This is a genomic window from Rhizobium changzhiense, assembly GCF_013087625.1.
Classification (GTDB): Bacteria; Pseudomonadota; Alphaproteobacteria; order Rhizobiales; family Rhizobiaceae; genus Rhizobium; species Rhizobium sophorae.
In genome coordinates this window covers 430886-450975 of record NZ_JABFCQ010000004.1, presented here as the reverse complement: position 1 = coordinate 450975, position 20090 = coordinate 430886, and the positions used below count along the sequence as shown (strand labels likewise).

The 20090-nt window shown below is 61.9% G+C and carries 19 protein-coding genes; 11 read left to right on the top strand and 8 right to left on the bottom strand.

What is annotated here, in order from left to right; all coding sequences use genetic code 11:
* Positions 1-63: 63 nt before the first annotated feature.
* Both guaD and G9X68_RS22355 read right to left on the bottom strand, forming a co-directional pair.
* Positions 64-1374: a guanine deaminase gene (gene guaD / locus G9X68_RS22360; RefSeq protein ID WP_171604268.1), complete on the bottom strand. Its 1311-nt coding sequence runs from the start codon at positions 1372-1374 to the stop codon at positions 64-66.
* Positions 1371-2609: a urate hydroxylase PuuD gene (locus G9X68_RS22355; protein ID WP_171604267.1), complete on the bottom strand. Its 1239-nt coding sequence runs from the start codon at positions 2607-2609 to the stop codon at positions 1371-1373. The genes guaD and G9X68_RS22355 overlap by 4 nt, the downstream gene beginning before the upstream one ends.
* A gap of 126 nt (positions 2610-2735) precedes the next feature.
* On the opposite strand from G9X68_RS22355, the gene G9X68_RS22350 reads away from it, so the two are divergent.
* Positions 2736-3422 carry a Type 1 glutamine amidotransferase-like domain-containing protein gene (locus tag G9X68_RS22350; protein ID WP_171604266.1) on the top strand — a complete coding sequence of 229 codons (687 nt, stop codon included), beginning with the start codon at positions 2736-2738 and terminating at the stop codon, positions 3420-3422.
* 163 nt (positions 3423-3585) lie between these two features.
* The gene (locus G9X68_RS22345; protein WP_003541942.1) at positions 3586-3918 is read left to right on the top strand and encodes a hypothetical protein; all 333 of its coding nucleotides are present in this window, start codon (positions 3586-3588) and stop codon (positions 3916-3918) included.
* Positions 3919-4005: 87 nt separating this feature from the next.
* Here G9X68_RS22345 and G9X68_RS22340 read toward each other — a convergent pair whose 3' ends face one another.
* Positions 4006-4902, bottom strand: coding sequence for a LysR substrate-binding domain-containing protein (locus tag G9X68_RS22340; RefSeq protein WP_171604265.1), 897 nt, complete (start codon positions 4900-4902; stop codon positions 4006-4008).
* 101 nt (positions 4903-5003) lie between these two features.
* Here G9X68_RS22340 and G9X68_RS22335 point away from each other — a divergent pair, with 101 nt between their 5' ends.
* A complete protein-coding gene (locus G9X68_RS22335; protein ID WP_012758544.1) occupies positions 5004-5195 on the top strand; it encodes a hypothetical protein in 192 nt (63 codons plus the stop codon).
* Here G9X68_RS22335 and xdhC read toward each other — a convergent pair.
* The 4 genes from xdhC to G9X68_RS22315 all read right to left on the bottom strand — a co-directional run bounded on the left by xdhC (position 5171) and on the right by G9X68_RS22315 (position 11065).
* On the bottom strand, positions 5171-5986 hold the full coding sequence (xdhC, locus tag G9X68_RS22330) for a xanthine dehydrogenase accessory protein XdhC (protein ID WP_171604264.1): 816 nt from the start codon (positions 5984-5986) through the stop codon (positions 5171-5173). The genes G9X68_RS22335 and xdhC overlap by 25 nt on opposite strands.
* Positions 5987-6273: 287 nt before the next feature.
* A complete protein-coding gene (xdhB, locus tag G9X68_RS22325) occupies positions 6274-8613 on the bottom strand; it encodes a xanthine dehydrogenase molybdopterin binding subunit (RefSeq protein ID WP_171604263.1) in 2340 nt (779 codons plus the stop codon).
* Positions 8614-8794: 181 nt separating this feature from the next.
* Positions 8795-10261: a xanthine dehydrogenase small subunit gene (gene xdhA, locus G9X68_RS22320; RefSeq protein ID WP_171604262.1), complete on the bottom strand. Its 1467-nt coding sequence runs from the start codon at positions 10259-10261 to the stop codon at positions 8795-8797.
* 27 nt (positions 10262-10288) lie between these two features.
* Positions 10289-11065 carry a 3-hydroxybutyrate dehydrogenase gene (locus tag G9X68_RS22315; RefSeq protein ID WP_105006948.1) on the bottom strand — a complete coding sequence of 259 codons (777 nt, stop codon included), beginning with the start codon at positions 11063-11065 and terminating at the stop codon, positions 10289-10291.
* Between the two features lie 157 nt (positions 11066-11222).
* Between G9X68_RS22315 and glpK the strand changes: the two genes are divergently transcribed.
* The 7 genes from glpK (at position 11223) to map (ending at position 17869) form a co-directional block, all read left to right on the top strand.
* Positions 11223-12716, top strand: coding sequence for a glycerol kinase GlpK (glpK, locus tag G9X68_RS22310; protein ID WP_171604261.1), 1494 nt, complete (start codon positions 11223-11225; stop codon positions 12714-12716).
* A 173-nt stretch (positions 12717-12889) separates the two neighbouring features.
* Positions 12890-13264: a YciI family protein gene (locus G9X68_RS22305; protein ID WP_011653034.1), complete on the top strand. Its 375-nt coding sequence runs from the start codon at positions 12890-12892 to the stop codon at positions 13262-13264.
* Positions 13261-14520 carry an RNA polymerase sigma factor gene (locus G9X68_RS22300; protein WP_171604260.1) on the top strand — a complete coding sequence of 420 codons (1260 nt, stop codon included), beginning with the start codon at positions 13261-13263 and terminating at the stop codon, positions 14518-14520. The genes G9X68_RS22305 and G9X68_RS22300 overlap by 4 nt, the downstream gene beginning before the upstream one ends.
* Positions 14521-14610: 90 nt before the next feature.
* Positions 14611-15078: an SRPBCC family protein gene (locus G9X68_RS22295; protein ID WP_171604259.1), complete on the top strand. Its 468-nt coding sequence runs from the start codon at positions 14611-14613 to the stop codon at positions 15076-15078.
* A gap of 160 nt (positions 15079-15238) precedes the next feature.
* Positions 15239-15529 (top strand): GIY-YIG nuclease family protein, encoded by a 291-nt coding sequence (locus G9X68_RS22290; RefSeq protein ID WP_017989127.1) that lies wholly within the window; start codon positions 15239-15241, stop codon positions 15527-15529.
* Positions 15530-15902: 373 nt separating this feature from the next.
* Positions 15903-16964 (top strand): LLM class flavin-dependent oxidoreductase, encoded by a 1062-nt coding sequence (locus G9X68_RS22285; RefSeq protein ID WP_171604258.1) that lies wholly within the window; start codon positions 15903-15905, stop codon positions 16962-16964.
* 146 nt (positions 16965-17110) lie between these two features.
* The gene (gene map, locus G9X68_RS22280; RefSeq protein WP_138386876.1) at positions 17111-17869 is read left to right on the top strand and encodes a type I methionyl aminopeptidase; all 759 of its coding nucleotides are present in this window, start codon (positions 17111-17113) and stop codon (positions 17867-17869) included.
* Positions 17870-18144: 275 nt separating this feature from the next.
* Here the strand turns inward: map and G9X68_RS22275 are convergent, their stop codons facing one another.
* Positions 18145-18720 (bottom strand): PadR family transcriptional regulator, encoded by a 576-nt coding sequence (locus tag G9X68_RS22275; RefSeq protein WP_171604257.1) that lies wholly within the window; start codon positions 18718-18720, stop codon positions 18145-18147.
* A gap of 165 nt (positions 18721-18885) precedes the next feature.
* On the opposite strand from G9X68_RS22275, the gene G9X68_RS22270 reads away from it, so the two are divergent.
* Positions 18886-20070 carry a YbfB/YjiJ family MFS transporter gene (locus G9X68_RS22270; protein WP_171604256.1) on the top strand — a complete coding sequence of 395 codons (1185 nt, stop codon included), beginning with the start codon at positions 18886-18888 and terminating at the stop codon, positions 20068-20070.
* Positions 20071-20090: the final 20 nt, after the last annotated feature.

The window sequence follows — 20090 nt, the reverse complement described above, 5'->3', positions numbered from 1 at the left end:
CGTTATGGAAATTGGCCTTGTCGGACAGCTGTTACGGCCTGATTTCAAGAGCAACGAGATGTGTCATCGTAGCTGCGCTTTCAACGCAACGCCGGCCACATAGGTCTCGGCAATCGCCCGGTCGTCGCCCATCGTCTGCAGTAGGAAAAGCTCCTCGGGCAGCGTCTTCACCACTTCCATCTTCAGCGCCATGGCGGGTGTCGCCGCGGCATCGAGGACGACGATATCGGCCTCGGTGCCGGGTTCCAGCGTGCCGATCCGGTCCGCCAGCGACAGGGCCTCGGCATTGCCACGCGTCATCAGGTAATAGCTTTCCAGCGGGTTCAGCCGTTCGCCGAGCAACTGCTGGATCTTGTAGGCCTCGTCCATCGTCCGCAGCATCGAATAGCTGGAACCGCCGCCGATATCGGTCGCCACGCCGATGCGGACCGGCTTTTCCCGCCTCGCCAGCGCCTTTAGCGGAAACAGGCCGGAGCCGAGGAAAAGGTTTGAGGTCGGGCAGTGGACGGCGACGGCGCCCGCCTCGCTCATCGCGTCGGCCTCGCGCTCGGACAGGTGTATGCAATGGCCGAAGAGGCTTTTCGGCCCGAGCAGGCCGTAGCGCGCATAGATGTCGGTATAGTCGAGCGCGTCGGGATAGAGCTCGCAGGTAAATCTGATCTCGTCGTGATTTTCCGAAAGATGCGTCTGGATGTGCAGGTCGGGAAATTCGCGGGCAAGGGCTGATGTCGCTTTCATCTGCGCCGGTGTCGAGGTGATGGCGAAGCGCGGGGTGATGGCGACGTGGTTGCGGCCCTTGCCATGCCAGTCCGATATCACCTGGCGGGTCTCGTCATAGCCCATCTCGGGCGTGTCGAGCAGGCCCTGCGGGGCATTGCGGTCCATCATCACCTTGCCGCCGACCATGCGCATATTGCGCTTCATCGCCTCGGCGAAGAAGGCGTCGGCCGAGGTCTTGTGCACCGAGCAATAGGCGACCGCCGTCGTCGTGCCGTGGCGGATCAACTCGTCATAGAAGTGCGTGGCGATCCTTTCGGCATGGGCGCTTTCGACGAAGCGGCATTCCTCGGGAAAGGTATAGGTATTCAGCCATTCGAGCAGGTTGGCGGCGTAGGAGGCAATCACCTGCATCTGCGGAAAATGCAGGTGCATGTCGATGAAGCCGGGCATGATCAGATGCGGGCGGTGGTCAATCTCGGCCGTCTCCGCGGCTGCTTTTGCCTTGACGTCGGCATAGGGGCCGATCGCCGTGATCAGCCCATATTCGACAAGCAGGCCGCCATCCTGTTCGTAAAGATAGCTTTGGCTATCGGCGAGGCTTAGCGGTGCGCGATGGAAGGAAAGCAGGCGGCCGCGCAGGAGTGTCGTCGTCATCGTGTCTTGCCTTCGACTGCGCTCTCGAACCAGGCGACCAGCAGCTTGCGTTCGTCCGGCGTGATGTCGGTGATGTTGCCGGGCGGCATGGCATGGCTGCGGCCCGCCTGTATATAGATTTCTCGGGCATGGGCGGCGATTTCCGCGTCTTTTTCAAGCATCACCCCATTGGGCGGCCGCACGATACCCTCATAGACCGGCTCGGCCGCGTGGCACATGGCACAGCGCGTCGAGACCAGTTGCTTGACGGCAGGGAAATGTGCATCGCCGGCGAATTGCTGGAAGGCGGGCGCGACCGCCGCCGCATCGGTTTCGCCGGTCAGCAGCTTCGGCACGGTCGAAAGCCACATGATCAGGATGAAAAGAATGACGGTGACGATCCAGGTCCAGGTCGGCCGGCCCTTCCTGGCATGCGTGGTGTTGAACCAGTGGCGGATGGTGACGCCCATCAGGAAGACCAGAGCCGCGATCACCCAGTTGAACTGCGTGCCGAAGGACAGCGGATAATGGTTCGACAGCATGAAGAAGATGACGGGCAGCGTCAGGTAGTTGTTGTGTAGCGAACGCTGCTTGGCGACCTGCCCATATTTAGGATCGGGCACCCGTCCGGCGATGAGGTCGGCAACGACGATCTTCTGATTCGGAATGATGATCATGAAGACATTGGCCGACATGATCGTCGCGGTGAAGGCCCCGAGATGCAGGAAGGCGGCGCGGCCGGTGAAGAGCTGCGTATAGCCCCAGGCCATGAAGACGAGCACGATATAGAGCACCGCCATCAATCCCCAGGTATTCCGCCCAAGCGGCGACTTGCAGAGCAGATCGTAGACGACCCAGCCGAGGGCAAGCGACCCTAGCGAGATCAGGATCGCGACGGGCGGGCTGATATCGAGCACATGGCGGTCGATGAGGAAGAGGTCGGCGCCGCCGTAATAGACGATGCAGAGCATCAAAAAGCCGGAGATCCAGGTGAAATAGCTTTCATATTTGAACCAGGTCAGGTGCTCCGGCATCTGGGCGGGCGCGACCAGATATTTCTGGATATGATAGAAGCCGCCGCCATGGACCTGCCATTCCTCGCCATAGGCGCCGGGTGGCAGATGCGGGCGTTTCACCAGTCCGAGATCGAGCGCGATAAAATAGAAGGACGATCCGATCCAGGCGATCGCGGTAATGACATGGAACCAACGGGCCGCGAAGGCGAGCCATTCCCATGCTATGGCATATTCATACATCGAGTTCCCCTATCTTCCTCCGACTCGTGACATTGCGGAAATTTTGGCGGGGAGGGAAGAGGAGATTGAAGGACTGCACATGCGTACTGATTTCTGCAGAGGCGGCAGGGCCGAAGGAGCAATGGAATGATTACCGCGCTCTACAGCGATCAGTTCATAGCCGAAAACGCGCCGATGGACCGGCGGCTTGCCGCGCTCATTCTGTCGCGCGGTAACCGCATCGGCTATATCGCCTCCGGTCCGGAGCCGCAGCGGGAGTTTTTCAACGAGAAACGGCAGTATTATCTGAGCTACGGGCTTTCCCTCGATCTCTTCTTCGATCTCGACGCGTTTTCCGATGACGAGGAGATCGGCCAACTGTTTTCCTGTAGCGCCATTCATCTCACCGGCGGCCACACCGGCGATTTTCTGAGACGTCTGCGCCAAAGCGGCATGCTGGACAGGCTACGCGCATGGGCGCGTGATGACGGTATCGTCGTCGGTACCAGCGCCGGGGCGATTTTGATGACGCCGACAATCGCCGTCGACGCGCTCTTTTCCGGCGGTTCGCCCGATGCGGTGCAGGATGGCGCGGCTCTTGATCTCCTGCCCTTCGAATTCTTCCCGCATCTGAACGACGATCCCGGCTATCTCGCCGCGCTGCTGCGCTACAGCGAGACGACGGCAAACCCTATTCTCGCATGCCGGGACGGCGAAGGTCTCATCCTCGGCAACGGGCTCGTCGAGATCTTCGGCGCTCCGCTGACGATTTCCGGCGGCTTTGCCGAAGCTGCCGATCGCGGCCGCATCGCCGATCTGCTGTCCCGTGCCTAAAAGCTGCCGAGAAGGCTGTGCATTATCTCTGACTTATGCTTGATCTGCTAATTCAGTAGACCTTGAACTACGACGACTCGATTACAGTTATTTTTGCAGGCCGCCGGATAAAATAAGAAACGTTAGATCATCGGCGGCGCATTCATCGACGGAGAAGATGCCCATGCGCAGCATTCTGACGTGTGTGATGATTGCGTATGCGTCGTTGGCGATGGCTCACGACGCACCCTCGGGGTGGAGTTATGACCCCTATTGTTGCAACGGCAACAGTCATAATGGCGATTGCCAAATGATCCCTTCGAAAAGCGTGGCGGTGACGCCAGGCGGATATCGTGTGACGCTGATGCCGGGCGACCACCGGCTGGTCACGCATGCTCATGTCTTCCTGCTACCGATGACGAAGGCGATGCAATCCGGCGATAACGACTATCATCTCTGTCTGTTCCCGAACGAGGATACGCCGCGCTGTTTCTATGCGCCGGAAATGGGATTTTGAAGCCGAGCCACAGGACCGGACCCGGCTCACGAACCGGGTCCGGCATGTCGTTGTCCGAAAATGGCTGCACATTTTAAGGTGACATCATCAATTTCCGGCTGCCTTCATCTCCTCGAGGATCCAGTTGCGGAAGGCCTTGATCTTGGGCACGTTGCGACGGTTTTCCGGGTAGACGAGCCAGTAGGCCTTGCCGTCGTTGCGGGTCAGTTCGAAGGGTTGATAGAGCCGGCCGAGCGCGATCTCGGCCGCATAGAAGGCAGGATGAAGGATGGCGACGCCATGGCCGGCGATCGCCGCATCGGCTTCCACCGCCTGAGAGCCGAGCTGGTTGCGCGGGCGCCGATCGAGATCCGTGTCTGTGACGCCGGCTGCCTCGAACCATTGTTTCCACCAGATGTCGCCGGCGTCGAAGATATCGAGGTTCAGGAGATCGCGCGGCTCCCTGATGCCACCTGCCGCCTCCGCCAGCTTCGGGCTCAGCATCGGCGTGAACTCCAGTCCCATCAGCCGGTGCAGCGCCAGCCCCGGCCAGTTGCCGTCGCCCCAGCGGATGCCGACATCGATCTGCTCGCGGGCGAAGTCGATGATATCCGAACTCGCCTGAAAGCGCACCGCGATGGCCGGATGTTTCAAGTGGAAGGAGCCGAGGCGCGGCGCCAGCCACTTCGAGGCGAAGGTATGGGTCGAACTGATGGCGAGCGTGCCTTCGACGCTGTCGCGCGCCGTCGCCATCGCGTCGTGCAGCATGGCGAAAGCTTCGGTCACCTTCGGCGCCAGCCGCTCGCCGGTATCTGTCAGTGCGATCTGGCGCGGACGGCGCAGGAAGAGCGGCTCGCCGACATTCTCCTCCAACAGCTTGATCTGGTAACTGACGGCGGTCTGCGTCATGCCGAGTTCGTCGCCCGCCTTGGTGAAACTTCCGAGCCGGGCAGCGGCCTCGAAGACGCGCAACGCATTCAGCGGGAATTGTTTCGACAGCTTCATGGATAAGTTCTCTTGATGCAGGCAGACGGTTGTTCGATTGGAATTGCAGCATTTTTACCGGCAAACTGCAACTCATACCATCAAACCATCGAGGTGATGTCATGGATTGCTATGCTATCGAACAGAGCCCGCCACAGCCGACCATCGGAATTTTCCGGCGCATCGGCGGCCGGCTGGCGCGGATCTGGCGCATGCCCAGCCTCGATCTCGACACGGCGCCCGATCGCGTCAAGCGCGATCTCGGTTTCCTCGACGGACGCGATCCCTATTACGAAGACGAGCGCATGCGGTAGGCGCCAAGCGCCGTCAGGATCTCGGCGGCGGTCATGGCGGCGATCACTTCAGGGCGCTTGTCCCTGACCGCGGCGCCGCCGATCGGCAGCGTCAGCCGCTCGAGCCAGGCACGCTCACCGCCGCCTTCACGGGAAAGCCAGCTGGCGAAGGTGGCGCGCTTGGTCGCCGAGCCGATCATGCCGACATAGGCGAGATCCGTTCTTTCCAGCCCTTCGCGGGCGATGAGGAAATCCAGCGCGTGGTCGTGCGTCAGGATGACGACCGCGCCGCCAGCCGGAATATCCTTCACCAGCGCTTCGGGCATCGGCATGAGCCGCGTCTTCGTCTCGGGAGGCAGGTTGGCGAGTTCCTCCTGCCGCGTCTCGACGACCGTCACCGACAGCGGCAGCGGCGCAAGCGCCGTTGCCAGCGCCCGGCCGACATGGCCGGCGCCGAAGAGATAGACCTCGGGCAAGCGCTCGATCTCACTTGTCAGCCTGGCCTCGATTTCTTCGGCAACCGCCTGCGTCACCCGGCGAAACCGCAGCTGCGTGCGCCCACCGCAGCACTGACCGATGTCAGGCCCGAGCGGAATATCCATCTCCGCCATCCCGCCGGTTCCCGCCAACATGTCCCGCGCATTCGCGATCGCCATGAATTCGAACTGCCCGCCGCCGATCGTGCCCCACAATGCGGTTTGCGATACCAGCATGAAGGTACCGGCCTCACGTGGGGTCGAGCCTTGTGTGCCGGTGATGTCGACGAGGATGCTGTCGGGGTGGGCGAGGAGGAAGCTGGAGAGGTCGGTCATGGGTGGAGGGCCGATGAGCGGGTGGGCGTGGCACCCCCCTCTGTCCTGCCGGACATCTCCCCCACAAGGGGGGAGATTAGCATGAGACGCGAGCTTCCCGGGACACGGCAGCTGTGGCGTAGAGCTTTATGACGCAATGCCAGGGCATTAAGGTGCGGTGCGTTCGGTCTTGCCGATCTCCCCCCTTGTGGGGGAGATGTCCGGCAGGACAGAGGGGGGTGCCGCCCACTCCAACCTCTCTGCCGGTCCTGCTCAGCCGACAAACCAGCCGGACGCGTTCCCATCTGCTACACTCGCTTCATCCGCTCGACCGCCATCAGCACCCGTTCCGGCGTCGCCGGGGCGTCGAGCCTCGGGCAGACCTTGTAGTTGGCGACGCTTGCCACGGCCATCGACAGTGCTTCCAGCACCGAGATCGCCAGCATCAAGGGTGGCTCGCCGACGGCCTTGGAGTGGCCGATGGTGGCCTCAGTGTTCTCGGACCATTCGGCAAGGCGCACGTTGAAGATCTTCGGACGGTCGGAGGCGAGCGGGATCTTGTAGGTCGAGGGAGCATGGGTGCGCAGTCGGCCCTTTTCGTCCCACCAGAGTTCTTCCGTCGTCAGCCAGCCCAGTCCCTGCACGAAGGCGCCTTCGACCTGGCCCATGTCGATCGCCGGATTCAGCGAGCGGCCGACGTCGTGGAGGATGTCGGTGCGGTCGATCAGATATTCGCCGGTCAGCGTGTCGATCGAAACCTCGGTGCACGAGGCGCCGTAGGCGAAATAGTAGAAGGGCGTGCCGCGGCCGGCTTTGCGGTCCCAGTGGATCTTCGGCGTCTTGTAGAAGCCGGCGGCGGAAAGCTGGACGCGGGCGAAATAGGCCTGCTTGATGAAATCGGGGAAGGGGATCTCGATCTCGCCGACGCGCACGCGGTTCGGCAGGAAGACGACGTCGGTGGCTCCGACATCCCATTTCTCGGCGCCAAAGGCGACAAGCCGTTCCTTGATTTGGCGAGCGGCGTCGAAGGCTGCCATGCCGTTCAAGTCCGAGCCGGAGGAGGCGGCGGTGGCCGAGGTGTTCGGTACCTTGGCCGTCGTCGTCGCAGTGATCTTCACCCTGTCGATATCGACCTGGAAGCTGTCGGCTAGCACCTGCGCCACCTTGGTATAGAGGCCCTGGCCCATTTCAGTGCCGCCATGGTTCAGGTGGATCGAGCCGTCCTGATAGATGTGCACGAGGGCGCCGGCCTGGTTGAAGGCGGTCATGGTGAAGGAGATGCCGAATTTCACCGGCGTCAGCGCGATGCCCTTTCTGATATAGCGGCTGTCGCGGTTGAAGGCGATGATGGCGTTGCGCCGTGCCTGGTATTCAGCCGTTTCCTCCAGCTCCTCGACGATGCGGGCGATGATGTTGTCCTCAACCTCCTGATGGTAGGGTGTGAGTGTGCGCTCCGAACCCGGCTGGCCGTAGAAATTCAGTTTGCGGACATCGAGCGGGTCTTTGCCGACGGCATAGGCGATCTCCTCGATGAAGCGTTCGGCGCCGAGCATGCCCTGCGGCCCGCCAAAACCGCGAAAAGCGGTGTTGGAGACGGTGTGCGTCTTCAGCGGCTTCGACGTCAGATGCACATGCGGATAGAAATAGCTGGAATCGGCATGGAAGAGGGCACGATCGGTCACCGGCCCTGAGAGGTCGGAGGAGAAGCCGCAGCGCGCCGCATAGGTGGCGTCGACCGCATGGATGCGGCCTTCGGCGTCGAAGCCGAGTTCGTAATCGACGAGGAAATCGTGGCGCTTGCCGGTGGCGCTCATATCCTCGTCGCGATCAGGGCGGAATTTGATTGCGCGGCCGAGCTTCTTGGCGGCGATGGCGGCGAGGGCTGCGAACTGATTGCCCTGCGTCTCCTTGCCGCCGAAGCCGCCGCCCATGCGGCGCACATTGACGGTCACGGCGTTCGAGGGAATGTCGAGCACGTGACCGACGATGTGCTGGATCTCGCTTGGATGCTGCGTCGAGGACCAGACGGTGACCTCGTCGTCCTCGCCGGGGATCGCCACGGCGATATGGCCTTCGAGGTAGAAATGCTCCTGTCCGCCGATGCGCATCTGACCTTTCAGACGCATGGCGGCATTCGTCATTTCCGTTTCCGGCTCGCCGCGGTGCAGCGTCATCGGGGTGATGACCAGCGGGCTGCCATTGGCGAGCGCGCCGTCGATATCGCTCCAATGCGGCAAGTCACGATAGTCGATCTTTGCCAGCTGCGCGGCGCGGCGGGCGGCATCACGCGTCTCGGCGATGACGGCAAAGATCGGCTGGCCATGAAACTGGATTAAAGTTTCGGCCAGCAGCGGCTCGTCATGGCTGCCGTTGGAGCTGACGTCGTTGACGCCGGGCACGTCCTTGCCGGTGAAAACCCAGACGACGCCGGGATGCGCGGCGACCGCGGAAAGGTCGATGCTGAGGATTTCGGCATGCGCCCGGTCGGAGAGGCCGAGGGCGCCATGCAGCAGACCTGCGGGTTCGGGAATATCGTCGATATAATCAGCGGTTCCGGTGACATGCTTATGTGCTGAATCATGCCGCAGCGAGCCGTGCATCGGGCCTGCGATGATGGCCTTGCGGTCTTCGAAGGTGGACTTGTCCATTAGATACCTCCTTCGCGAGAACGTCTGGTGCCGTGCGGCCCCCTCATCCGCCCTTCGGGCACCTTCTCCCCGAGGGGAGAAGGGGGAAAAGAGACGGCGCGGCACTCCCTTCTCCCCAGCGGGGAGAAGGTGGCGGCAGCCGGATGAGGGGGGTGCTTTGCGCTGACATGTATCATCGTCATCACGCCACCTCCTCGAACCGCTTCAGCTCCGCCGGCGCGCCCACCGTTTCCAGATAGAACCGCGTCAACAGGTTCTTCGCCGTCAGCTGGCGGTATTCCGCCGTCGCGCGCCAGTCGGTCAGCGGCTGGTAATCGGCGTCAAAGGCGGGGCGGGCTGCGTCGATCGTCGCTTCCGTCCATGGTTTGCCGATCAGCGCGGCCTCCACCGTGCGGGCGCGTTTCGGCGTTGCCGCCATGCCGCCGTAGGCGATGCGGATGTCGGTAACGATTTCGGTCTCGTCGAGCGTCAGCAGGAAGGCGCCGAGCACGGCAGTGATGTCCTCGTCGCGGCGCTTGGTGATCTTATAGGCGGCAAAGCGGCTGGTTGCTGCCGGATAGGGCACGAAGACGCTTTCGACGAATTCGCCGGGCTTCCGGTCCTGCTTGCCATAGGCGATGAAGAAATCCTCGAGCGGCATTCTGCGCTGGCCTTGCAGGGACCGCAGCGTCAGCATCGCGTCGAGCGCGATCAGCGGCGGCGGGCAGTCGCCGATCGGCGAGCCGTTGGCGATGTTACCGCCGATCGTGCCCATGTTGCGCACCTGTTCGCCGCCGACGCGATCGATCAACCGGCCGAGCGCCGGGATTTTCTGAGAGATTGCTTCGAAGGCCTTGGTGTAACTGACGCCGGCACCGATGGTGACGCCGTCCTCGCCTTCCGTGACCGACTGCAATTCGCTCAAATGATTGATGAAGACGACCGGGCTCAGCCTGCGCATCTGCTTCGTCACCCAGAGGCCGACATCCGTCGCGCCGGCGACGATAATCGCGTCGGGTTCCTGCGAGAGGACTTCTGCCAGTGCCTGCATCGAAGCCGGCACGATCAGCCGGTCTTGGCCATTCGCGATCCTGATCGTGCCACTCGCCTGCATTGCCCAAAGCCGCGCGACGATTTCAGAGCGCGTCCGTTCCAGCGGATCGAAGAGCGTGCTCGGCCGCATCAGGCTCACCTGCTCGGCGGCCTTGACGATCGGCTCATAGCCTGTGCAGCGACAGAGATTGCCCTGCAAGGCTTTTTCGATTTGCCGGCGGCTCGGCTTCTCGGTCGTCAGCCAAAGGCCGTAGAGCGACATGACGAAGCCGGGCGTGCAGAAGCCGCATTGCGAGCCATGACAATCGACCAGTGCCTGCTGCACCGGATGCAGTGCGCCGTCCCTGCCGGCCAGATGCTCGACCGTTACCACATGGGTGGCGTGCAGCGAGCCCATGAAACGGATGCAGGCATTGACGGATTCATAGGCGAGCTTGCCGTCCGCCAGCCGACCGACGAGTACGGTGCAGGCGCCGCAATCGCCCTCCGCGCATCCCTCCTTGGTGCCCGTCAGGCGTCGCTTCAACCGCAGAAAATCGAGAAGCGTCTCGGTTGGCCTGACATCAGTGAGCGTGATGTCCTCGCCATTCAGGATGAAGCGGATGCTGTCGTTCATGATATTCCCGGTTGTTTTTCCAAATGGTTAAGCCGCCGTCCAGCCACCGTCAATCGAGATATGCGTTCCGGTCACCTGGCGGGCGGCGTCGCTGGCGAGGTAGAGCGACAGTGCGCCGATCTCCTCGGCCTTGACGAATTCATGCGTCGGCTGCGCCTTGAGGATGACTTCGCTCTTTACCTGTTCCTCGGTCATGCCGCGCGCCTTGGCGGTATCCGGTATCTGCTTCTCGACGAGCGGCGTCAGCACGTAGCCGGGGCAGATGGCGTTCACGGTTACGCCGAATTCGGCAAGCTCGAGTGCTGCCGTCTTGGTCAGGCCTAATATACCATGTTTTGCCGCGACATAGGCGGATTTGAAGGGGGAGGCGACGAGCCCGTGGGCGGAGGCGATGTTGATGATGCGGCCGTATTTTTTCGCCTTCATCAGCGGGATCGCGGCGCGCATGGTATGAAAGGAACTCGACAGATTGATCGCGATGATCTGGTCCCATTTCTCGATCGGGAAATCCTCGATCTTCTCGACGTGCTGGATGCCGGCATTGTTGACCAGGACATCGACGCCGCCGAAGGTCTTGGCTGCCGTTTCGATCAGATCGGCGATCTCGGCGGGCTTGGTCATGTCGGCCGGGTGATAGAGCGCCCGGCCTTTGGACAATGATTCAAGCCGTTCGACGATCGCCTTGATTTCATCGGCCTTTCCGAAACCGTTGATGACGATGTTGTCGCCCGTTTCGGCGAAGGCTGTGGCGATCGCAAGGCCGATGCCGCTGGTGGAACCGGTGACGACGACTGTTCTGCTCATGCTGTTCTCCCTGAAATCGCGATGCTGCGTTGCAGCGTTAGCTGCGAGGTTATGCCCAAAGCCGTCGGGCTGGCAATTCCGCTTTATTCGCTTTTCTCGCCTGCATCCGTGTCCTATTGATTTGCCACGATAATCGACATGTTAAGAGAGAGATTTCATGCGCGGATATGTTCTGGCGATTGATCAGGGAACGACGTCGACGCGGGCGATCGTCTTCGATGGCGACATGCATGTCGCCGGCAAGGGCCAGAAGGAGTTCACCCAGATCTACCCACGTTCCGGCTGGGTCGAGCACGATCCCGAGGAGATCTGGGATTCGGTGGTCTCTACTGTCCACATGGCGCTTCGCGACGCCGGGATCGAGGCTAGGGATCTTGCCTCACTCGGCATCACCAACCAGCGCGAGACGGTGGTCGTCTGGGAGCGCGAGACGGGCCGGCCAATCCAGAATGCCATCGTTTGGCAGGACCGGCGCACGGCAAGCTATTGCGAAAATCTGAAAAGACAGGATCTCGAGCGGCTGTTCACGAAGAAGACCGGGCTGATCCTCGATCCCTATTTTTCCGGCACCAAGCTCTCCTGGATGCTGGCTAACGTGAAGGGCGCGCGGGCGCGCGCCGCCAGGGGCGATCTCTGCTTCGGTACGATCGACACCTTCCTGATCTGGCGACTGACGGGTGGCAAGAGCTTCGTTACCGATGCCACCAACGCCTCGCGCACGCTGATGTACAACATTGCCGAAAACGCGTGGGACGAGGATCTGCTCGATATTTTGAGAGTGCCCCCCGCCATGCTGCCGGAGGTCAAGGATTGCGCCGCCGATTTCGGCACCGTCGATCCTGATATTTTCGGTGCTGCTATCCCGATCCTCGGCGTGGCTGGCGACCAGCAGGCGGCGACTATCGGCCAGGCGTGTTTTGCGCCGGGCATGATGAAATCGACCTACGGCACCGGCTGTTTCGCGCTGCTCAACACCGGCGCCGATATGGTGCGGTCCAAAAATCGGCTGTTGACCACCATCGCCTACCGCCTGAACGGCGAGACGACCTATGCGCTGGAGGGTTCGATCTTTATCGCTGGCGCCGCGGTGCAATGGTTGCGGGACGGGCTCGGCATCATCGGCAGCGCCGCCGAGACCAACGCGCTTGCCGAAAGGGCGGATCCGACTCAGGAGGTCTATCTCGTGCCCGCCTTCACCGGCCTCGGCGCACCGCATTGGGACGCCGCGGCGCGCGGCGCGATCTTTGGGCTGACGCGCAATAGCGGCCCGGCTGAACTCTCCCGGGCGGCACTGGAAGCCGTCTGCTATCAGACCCGCGATCTGCTCGACGCCATGCAGAAGGACTGGAAGAACGGCACGGAGGACACAGTGCTGCGCGTCGACGGCGGCATGGTCGCCTCCAACTGGACGATGCAGCGCCTTGCCGACCTGCTCGATGCGCCGGTCGACCGCCCCGTCATTCTCGAGACGACGGCGCTGGGGGCCGCCTGGCTTGCCGGCAGCCGGGCAGGTGTGTGGCCGGACAGGGACGGCTTTTCAGCGACCTGGAAACGGGATCGGCGGTTCGAGCCCGAGATGGACGAGAAGGTGCGGGCGGCAAAGCTCAAGGGTTGGAAGAATGCGGTCAAGCGGACGCTGAGCGAAGGGTGAGGGGCGATCAGCGCCGCGATATAACGCCGCTCGTGTTCGCGAGATGCCCAGTGCTTTCTTCAGCTACGGCCTCGCCGTGCTCGGGAAGATCACGAATTTGTCCTCGATAATTTTTTGATGCGGCCTGTCGGGTAAGCGGTTACTCCTTCGTCATTCGGAAAGAGGAGTGAGCAATGCTTTATGCAATCCTTTGTTACGCCCATGAGGAAACCGTCTTCGCCTGGAGCAAGGAGGAGGAGGCTGCCGTCATGGAGAAACTCTACGCCGTGCAGGAGCCGCTTGCCGCATCCGGCAAACTCGGCCCTGTCGGCCGGTTGATGCCGACCACCGCTGCGACCACAGTGCGCAAGGGCAAGGACGAGCCCTTGGTCATCGATGGGCCTTTTGCGGAAACGAAAGAGGCGCTTCTGGGCTTCTATGTCGTCGACTTCGAAACGCTCGACGAGGCGATCGCCTTTTCGAAGCAGCTTTCATCCGTCAATCCCGGTTCCACCTCTTACGAAATTCGGCCTTTCTACGTCTTCAGGCCCGGAGATGCTTCATCATGACAGACATTGCCTGGATCGACCTCGCGCTTGCATCGGCCCGCCCGAAGGCGCTCGGCGCGCTGCTGCGCTATTTCCGCAATCTCGATACAGCGGAAGAGGCGTTTCAGGAAGCGTGTCTGAGGGCGATCCGGACATGGCCGGAGAAAGGGCCACCGCGCGATCCCACAGCCTGGCTCATCTTCGTCGGCCGCAACAGCGGCATCGATGCGGTGCGCAAGCGGGCGAAGACCCAGGCTCTGCCGGATGAGGAGGTCATCTCCGATACCGAGGATGCCGAAAGCGATATCGCCGAGCGGCTGGACGATTCCCATTATCGCGACGATATCCTGCGGCTGCTATTCATCTGCTGCCATCCCGATCTGCCGGCAACCCAGCAGATCGCGCTGGCGCTGCGCATCGTTTCCGGCCTTTCGGTGCCGCAGATCGCGCGTGCCTTCCTGGTGTCCGAGAGCGCCATGGAACAGCGCATCACGCGGGCCAAGGCGCGCGTCGCCAAGGCTGGGGTGCCTTTCGAAACGCCAAGCCCTGAGGAAAGGGCCGAACGGCTCTCGATCGTCAGTACGATGATCTACCTCATCTTCAACGAGGGCTACAGCCAGGCCGATCCCAGGCATGAGGCGGCTGCTTTCAGCGACGAAGCGATCCGGCTGGCGCGATTGATGCTGCATATCTTCCCATCCGAACCGGAGCTGATGGGGCTGCTTGCGCTCATGCTCCTGCAGATCTCGCGCCGGCCGGCGCGCTTCAACGCCGGAGACGAGATCGTGCTGCTCGAAGATCAGGACCGGTCGCTCTGGAACCAACCGCTCATCAATGAGGCGTTGGCGCTGCTCGACAAGGCGCTGCGCCATCGCAAGCCCGCTCCTTATCAGATTCAGGCAGCGATTGCCGCCGTTCACTCCCGCGCAAAACGCGCCGAGGATACGGATTGGGTTGAGATCGATCTGCTCTATCGCGCGCTGGAGCGTCTCCAGCCGTCCCCTGTCGTGACGCTCAATCGGGCGGTGGTGGTCTCCAAATTGCAGGGGCCGCAGGACGCGCTCAATCTTGTCGATCCGCTCGGCGAAAAGCTCGGTGGCTACTTCTACTATCATGGCCTGCGCGGCAATCTGTTGAAGCAGCTCGGTCGTAACGCCCAGGCGCGTGAAGCTTTCGACCGCGCCATTGCGCTTGCCCATTCGGCTGCGGAGGCAGCCCATATCCGCCGGCAGCTCGACAAGATGCAGGAAGAGGCCGCGCAGCCGGTCGCAAAATAATTTCGGCGTACTGTCGGGACTGCGAGCTTCGACACGTCCTTGTAACAACCTAATACGAAACTGGTTTCATTCAAACGGAGAGATGTTGAAATGACCGCCGCCACGCAGCATGAACTCGTTCTCGTTCGTGAATTCGAGGCCCCGCGAGAGAAGATCTACAAGGCATGGACCGATCCCGACTTGCTGAAGCAGTGGTTCGTGCCGCGTCCCTGGGGTGTGGCGGAAGCAACGCTTGATGTCCGCCCCGGCGGCTCCAGCGTCGTCGTCATGCAGGATCCTGAGGGCAATCTCTATCCGAACCACGGCGTCTATCTCGAAATCATCGAGAACGAGAAGATCATCTTCACCGATGCCTATACCAGCGCCTGGGTGCCGGCCGAAAAACCTTTCTTCACGGGCGTCATCCTGCTCGAAGATCTCGGCAACGGTCGCACGAAATATACGGCCACGGCGCTGCACTGGCGCGCCGAGGACAAGGAAGCGCACGAGAAGATGGGTTTCCACGAAGGATGGGGCAAGGCTGCGGACCAACTGGCGGAGCTGCTGGCGAAGATGTGAGCGGTAAGGGACGGCCCTGCGCGGCCCTTTTCGTCATCTGCCGTGTGAAGTCATTCGAGAGATGATTCCGCTCACCCCTTGAAGTGCTTGATCCGGAATCGAAATTGGTGATCGGTGGTCTCCAGATGCCTTTTGGCACGACGTGTGCCAATCTTCCGCCATGAAGGGCTATGTCTATATTCTCGCATCGAAGCGCAACGGCACGCTCTATGTTGGCGTGACGCGCGATCTGGCAGGGCGTTTGTACGAACACCAGAATGAACTGACGCCGGGCTTTACGTCGAGATATGGCGTCAAGATTTTAGTCTGGTTCGAGGAGTACGACCTCCTGACCACCGCGATCACGCGGGAGAAAACGATCAAGAAATGGCCGCGGCAGTGGAAGCTCAATCTCATCGAGAGGGAGAATCCCGAATGGGAGGATATCTCGTTTCATCTTTTGGGTTTGTGAGAAGATGAGTCTCTCGTCGCGCGGACGCGCGACTGCTGGATTCCTGTGACAAGCACAGGAATGAGGGAGTTCTTGGTGTTTGTGGAATTCAACAACAATCGCCTACCCAATATGACGATAATGCTTTGAATGATAACAGATATTAGTGGCGGAGTGCATACCTCTTGCTCCCTCATTCCTGTGCTTGTCACAGGAATCCAGCAGCGCCGTGTCCACGGCGCAAAGACTCTTTGCCGTCTCGCGATGAAGTCCATCAACCGTCAGAAACACAACGCCGCCTATCGAGATTCTCGAACATTCCGTTCCAGAATTTGTATTTGCGCTGCATCCCCGGCATCCTTATCTCAACCGAGAATTCAACAGGATGCTGATGATGGAACTGGGGCTTTACACATTCGCCGACGTCAATCCCACCCCCTCCCGTAGCAAGGGCGCGGAAGGGGCCGAGCGGCTGAAGCATCTTATCGAGGAAATCGAGCTTGCCGATCAGGTAGGGCTCGACGTCTTCGGCCTCGGCGAGCATCATCGACCGGACTATGCGGCATCCGCTCCTGCAGTCGTATTGGCTGCGGCCGCGGTCAAAACGAAGAACATCCGGCTGACCAGTGCGGTCACCGTGCTCTCCTCCGACGATCCGGTGCGTGTCTTCCAGCAGTTTTCGACGCTCGATCTGATCTCCAACGGCCGCGCCGAAATCATGGCGGGGCGTGGCTCCTTCATCGAGTCTTTCCCGCTGTTCGGCTACAATCTCGAAGACTACGACCAGCTTTTCGAGGAGAAGCTCGATCTGCTGCTGGCGCTGCGCGACAGCGAGGTCGTGGAGTGGAAGGGTGAGCTTCGCGCGCCGATCAACGGGCGCGGCGTCTACCCCAGGCCGCTGCAGGATCCGTTGCCGCTCTGGGTCGCGGTCGGCGGTACGCCGCAGTCGGTGGCGCGCGCCGGCGCCCTCGGCCTGCCCGTGGCGCTGGCGATCATCGGCGGCGAGCCGCGCCGTTTTGCGCCGCTCTTCGATCTCTACCGCGAAGCCGCGCGCCGGGCAGGGCAGGATCAGTCGAAGCTGAAGACCAGCATCAATGTCCACGGTTTCATCGCCGACACGACGGCGGCGGCGGCCGACCAGTTCTACGGGCCGCAGGCCGAGGTGATGAACCGCATCGGCCGCGAGCGCGGCTGGGGACCGACGAACCGGGCGCAGTTCGACATGTCGCGCGGGCCGAACGGCGCGCTCTTCGTCGGTGATCCCGAGGTGGTCGCCGAAAAGATCATCACCCATCATGCGCTCTTCAAGAACGACCGCTTCCTGCTGCAGATGGCCATCGGCCTGATGCCGCATGCCGAGATCATGCGCGGCATCGAGCTTTACGGCACGAAAGTCGCACCGATCGTCAGAAAGGCGTTGACTGATAGCAGCGAAGAGGCGAAAGCCACGGCTTGACGAGCGCATGACGCCGAAAATCGGAATCGATTTTCGGATGGGAGTATGCGCTGATTCGAAGGGACAGAGCGTCCTTAGGGCTTCCTGTTGGAGGCGTGGCGCTCTAAGGCGGCCGCTGCCGCCCTGCGCAAGGCCGGAACAGACGAATGGTTATCGCAAACGACGATGAACTGACCAAGCTCAAGGAGATCGGCCGCATCTGCGCCAACGCCATCCAGGTGATGGCGGCGGCGATGGAGCCCGGCATGACGACGCTGGAGCTCGACCAAATCGGCCGCAAAGTGCTCGAGGATTCGGGCGCGCGTTCGGCGCCGGAGTTCTGCTACCAGTTTCCCGGTGCCACCTGCATCAGTATCAACGAGGAAATCGCCCACGGCATTCCCGGCCCGCGCGTCATCCGCGCCGGCGATCTCATCAATATCGACGTCTCGGCGGAAAAGGACGGCTTCTTCGCCGATACCGGCGCCTCCTTCACGATGCCGCCGGTCAAGCCGAAGATCGAGCGGCTCTGCCGCGACGGCAAGCGGGCGCTGTGGATCGGGCTCAACCAGGTCAAATCAGGCGAGCCGCTGGCAAAGATCGGCACAGCCGTCGGCGCCTTCGCGCAGAAGAACCGCTATACGCTGGTCGCCAATCTGGCGAGCCACGGCGTCGGTCGCTCGCTGCATGAGGAGCCGGCCGAGCTCTCGACCTGGCCGGACCCTTCGGAAAAACGGATGATGACGGAAGGTCTCGTCTTCACCGTCGAGCCATTTCTCTCGCTCGGCGCGACATGGGCCGAAGGCGGCGACGATGCCTGGACGCTCTATGCCGATCCGAAGGCGCCGACCGTGCAATACGAACACACGGTGGTCGCGACGCGCAACGGGCCAGTGGTTCTAACCTTGCCGGATGAGCGGGGGTAAGGCATTAGGGGCCTTTCGAGGTTGACATCTCCACGACGCTTTGTGGCGCGCGCCCACTTCTCCTCCCTCATTCCTGTGCTCGTCACAGGAATCCAGCCAACGCGCGTCTGCGCGGTGAATGACTCATATGGGAGTGAAGAGAGTCTCCCGCGCCCAAGGACTTGGGCGCACTGGATTCCTGTGACATCCCTCGGGCAAAGCCCGAGGAAGGGAATGAGGGAGGAGAGGTTAGCGCACTCGTCAACTCACCGAGCTTTGGTGGCCAGCCTTCCTCTTTAACCCCGCGTTCCCGGCCTGCCGCCTTGCAGGATTTCGGTGGCGGCGCGTTCGAGGATGCCGGCGATGCGGGCGGCTTCGGGTTTCGACCAGGGATAGCGCATCCGCAGCGCCGAGCGCAGCAGCATGCGGGCGGCGCGGATATCGCCGCCGTCCTGCATGAAGTCGCCGTCATCGCCATCGTCGGCGCCGTGACGGTCGGTTTCGAAGACACGCTTCACATAGGTCATCTTCTCACCGATGCGCTCGAGCTTGGCGAGCGTGTGCAGGATCATGTCGCGGTTTTCCTCGACGCGGCGGCGGCCGGCCTCGGTGATGCGATAGAGCTTCTTGGCGCCCTCGGCCTCGACCTCGGCAAGGCCGGTTTCTTCGAGATAGGTGAGCGCGGGGTAGATGACGCCGGGGCTCGGGACGTAGAAGCCGCCGGAACGCTCCTCCAGCAACTTTATCAATTCGTAGCCGTGGCGCGGCTGCTCGGCGAGCAGCGCCAGGATGACCAGCTGCAGATCGCCTGCCGCGAATTTGCGGCCCATGCGGAAAGCGTCGCCGAACATGCCGCCTTTAAAGCCTCTCATGCTTTTCCTTTCATCGTTAGATGTATCGTTGACTATGTCGTAAAACATATATCGTAAGATAATCCCTTTCAAGTGCAGCGGAGAATTTTTGATGTTTCGGGAAATTGATCGATCGATCAGAATTACTTGATTGTGATGCCGGTGCTGCGGCGCGATAAGCGCTGCATGCTCGTGCGTACCGGTCACTCCCCGCCGAATCTTGTCTCCACCGCCGCTGCCGGCGCCGTTGCCATGGCCGCTGCCATGGGCTTCGGGCGCTTCTCCTACACGCCGATCCTGCCCGGTATGATCAGTGGCGTGCCGCTTTCGGCAGCGGATGCAGGCTTTATCGCATCGGCGAATTTCGTCGGTTATCTCGTCGGCGCCGTGCTTGCCGCCTATGGCTGGGCGGCGGGGCGGGAGCGGCTGGTGGCGCTGCTGTCGCTGCTGGCAACCGCCATCCTGCTTGCCGCCATGGCCGCTACCGATTCCGTCGCCGTCTTTGCCATCATTCGTTTCTTGGCCGGCCTCGCCAGCGCCTTTGCGATGGTCTTCACCTCGTCGATCGTGCTCAGCCACGGGGCTGCTGCCGGCAACGATCATGTGCAGGCGGCGCATTTCGGCGGGCCGGGTGCTGGCATCGCGCTGTCCTCGGTCATGGTGTTTCTGATCGGCCTCGGCTTTCACGACGGGCCGGGCGGCTGGCGCGCCGACTGGATCGGCGGGGCGCTTTATTGCGCGGCAAGCCTCGTCGTCGTTTTCTTGTTGCTGCCGTCGGCTCCGGCGCAATCGGCGCAGGCGGGCAAGGAACCGGCGCTCATCTGGAACCGGCCGATGGTGCTGCTGACGCTGTCCTACGGCCTGTTCGGCTTCGGCTACGTCATCACCGCGACCTTCCTCGTCACCATCGCACGTCTTTCTGCAACGGGACCCTTCGTCGAATTCCTCTGCTGGTTCATCGCCGGCCTGACGGCGGCGGTGGCGCTGTTTGCCTGGAAGCCGCTGGTCAGGCCGCTCGGGCTTGGCGGGGTCTATGTCGCAGCCCTTCTGGTCGAGGCCGCCGGCGTGCTTGCGACGGTGGCGCTGCCGCCTTCCGTCGCACCGCTGATCGGCGGCGGGCTGTTCGGGGCGACCTTCCTGGCAATCACCGCCTACGGGCTGCAGATCGGCCGCAAGCTTTCGCCTGAGAGCCCGCGGCGGATCCTGGCGATGATGACGGCCGCCTTCGGTGTCGGCCAGATCGTCGGGCCTGTCGTTGCCGGCTGGATCGCCGAGCGCAGCGGCAACTTCACCGTGCCCACGGTGATCGCCGCCGTGGCACTCGTCGCCTGCGCGGCGCTGGTGATGCCGGTGATCAAGAAAATCGCCTAACCGGTTACAACTCCGTAACA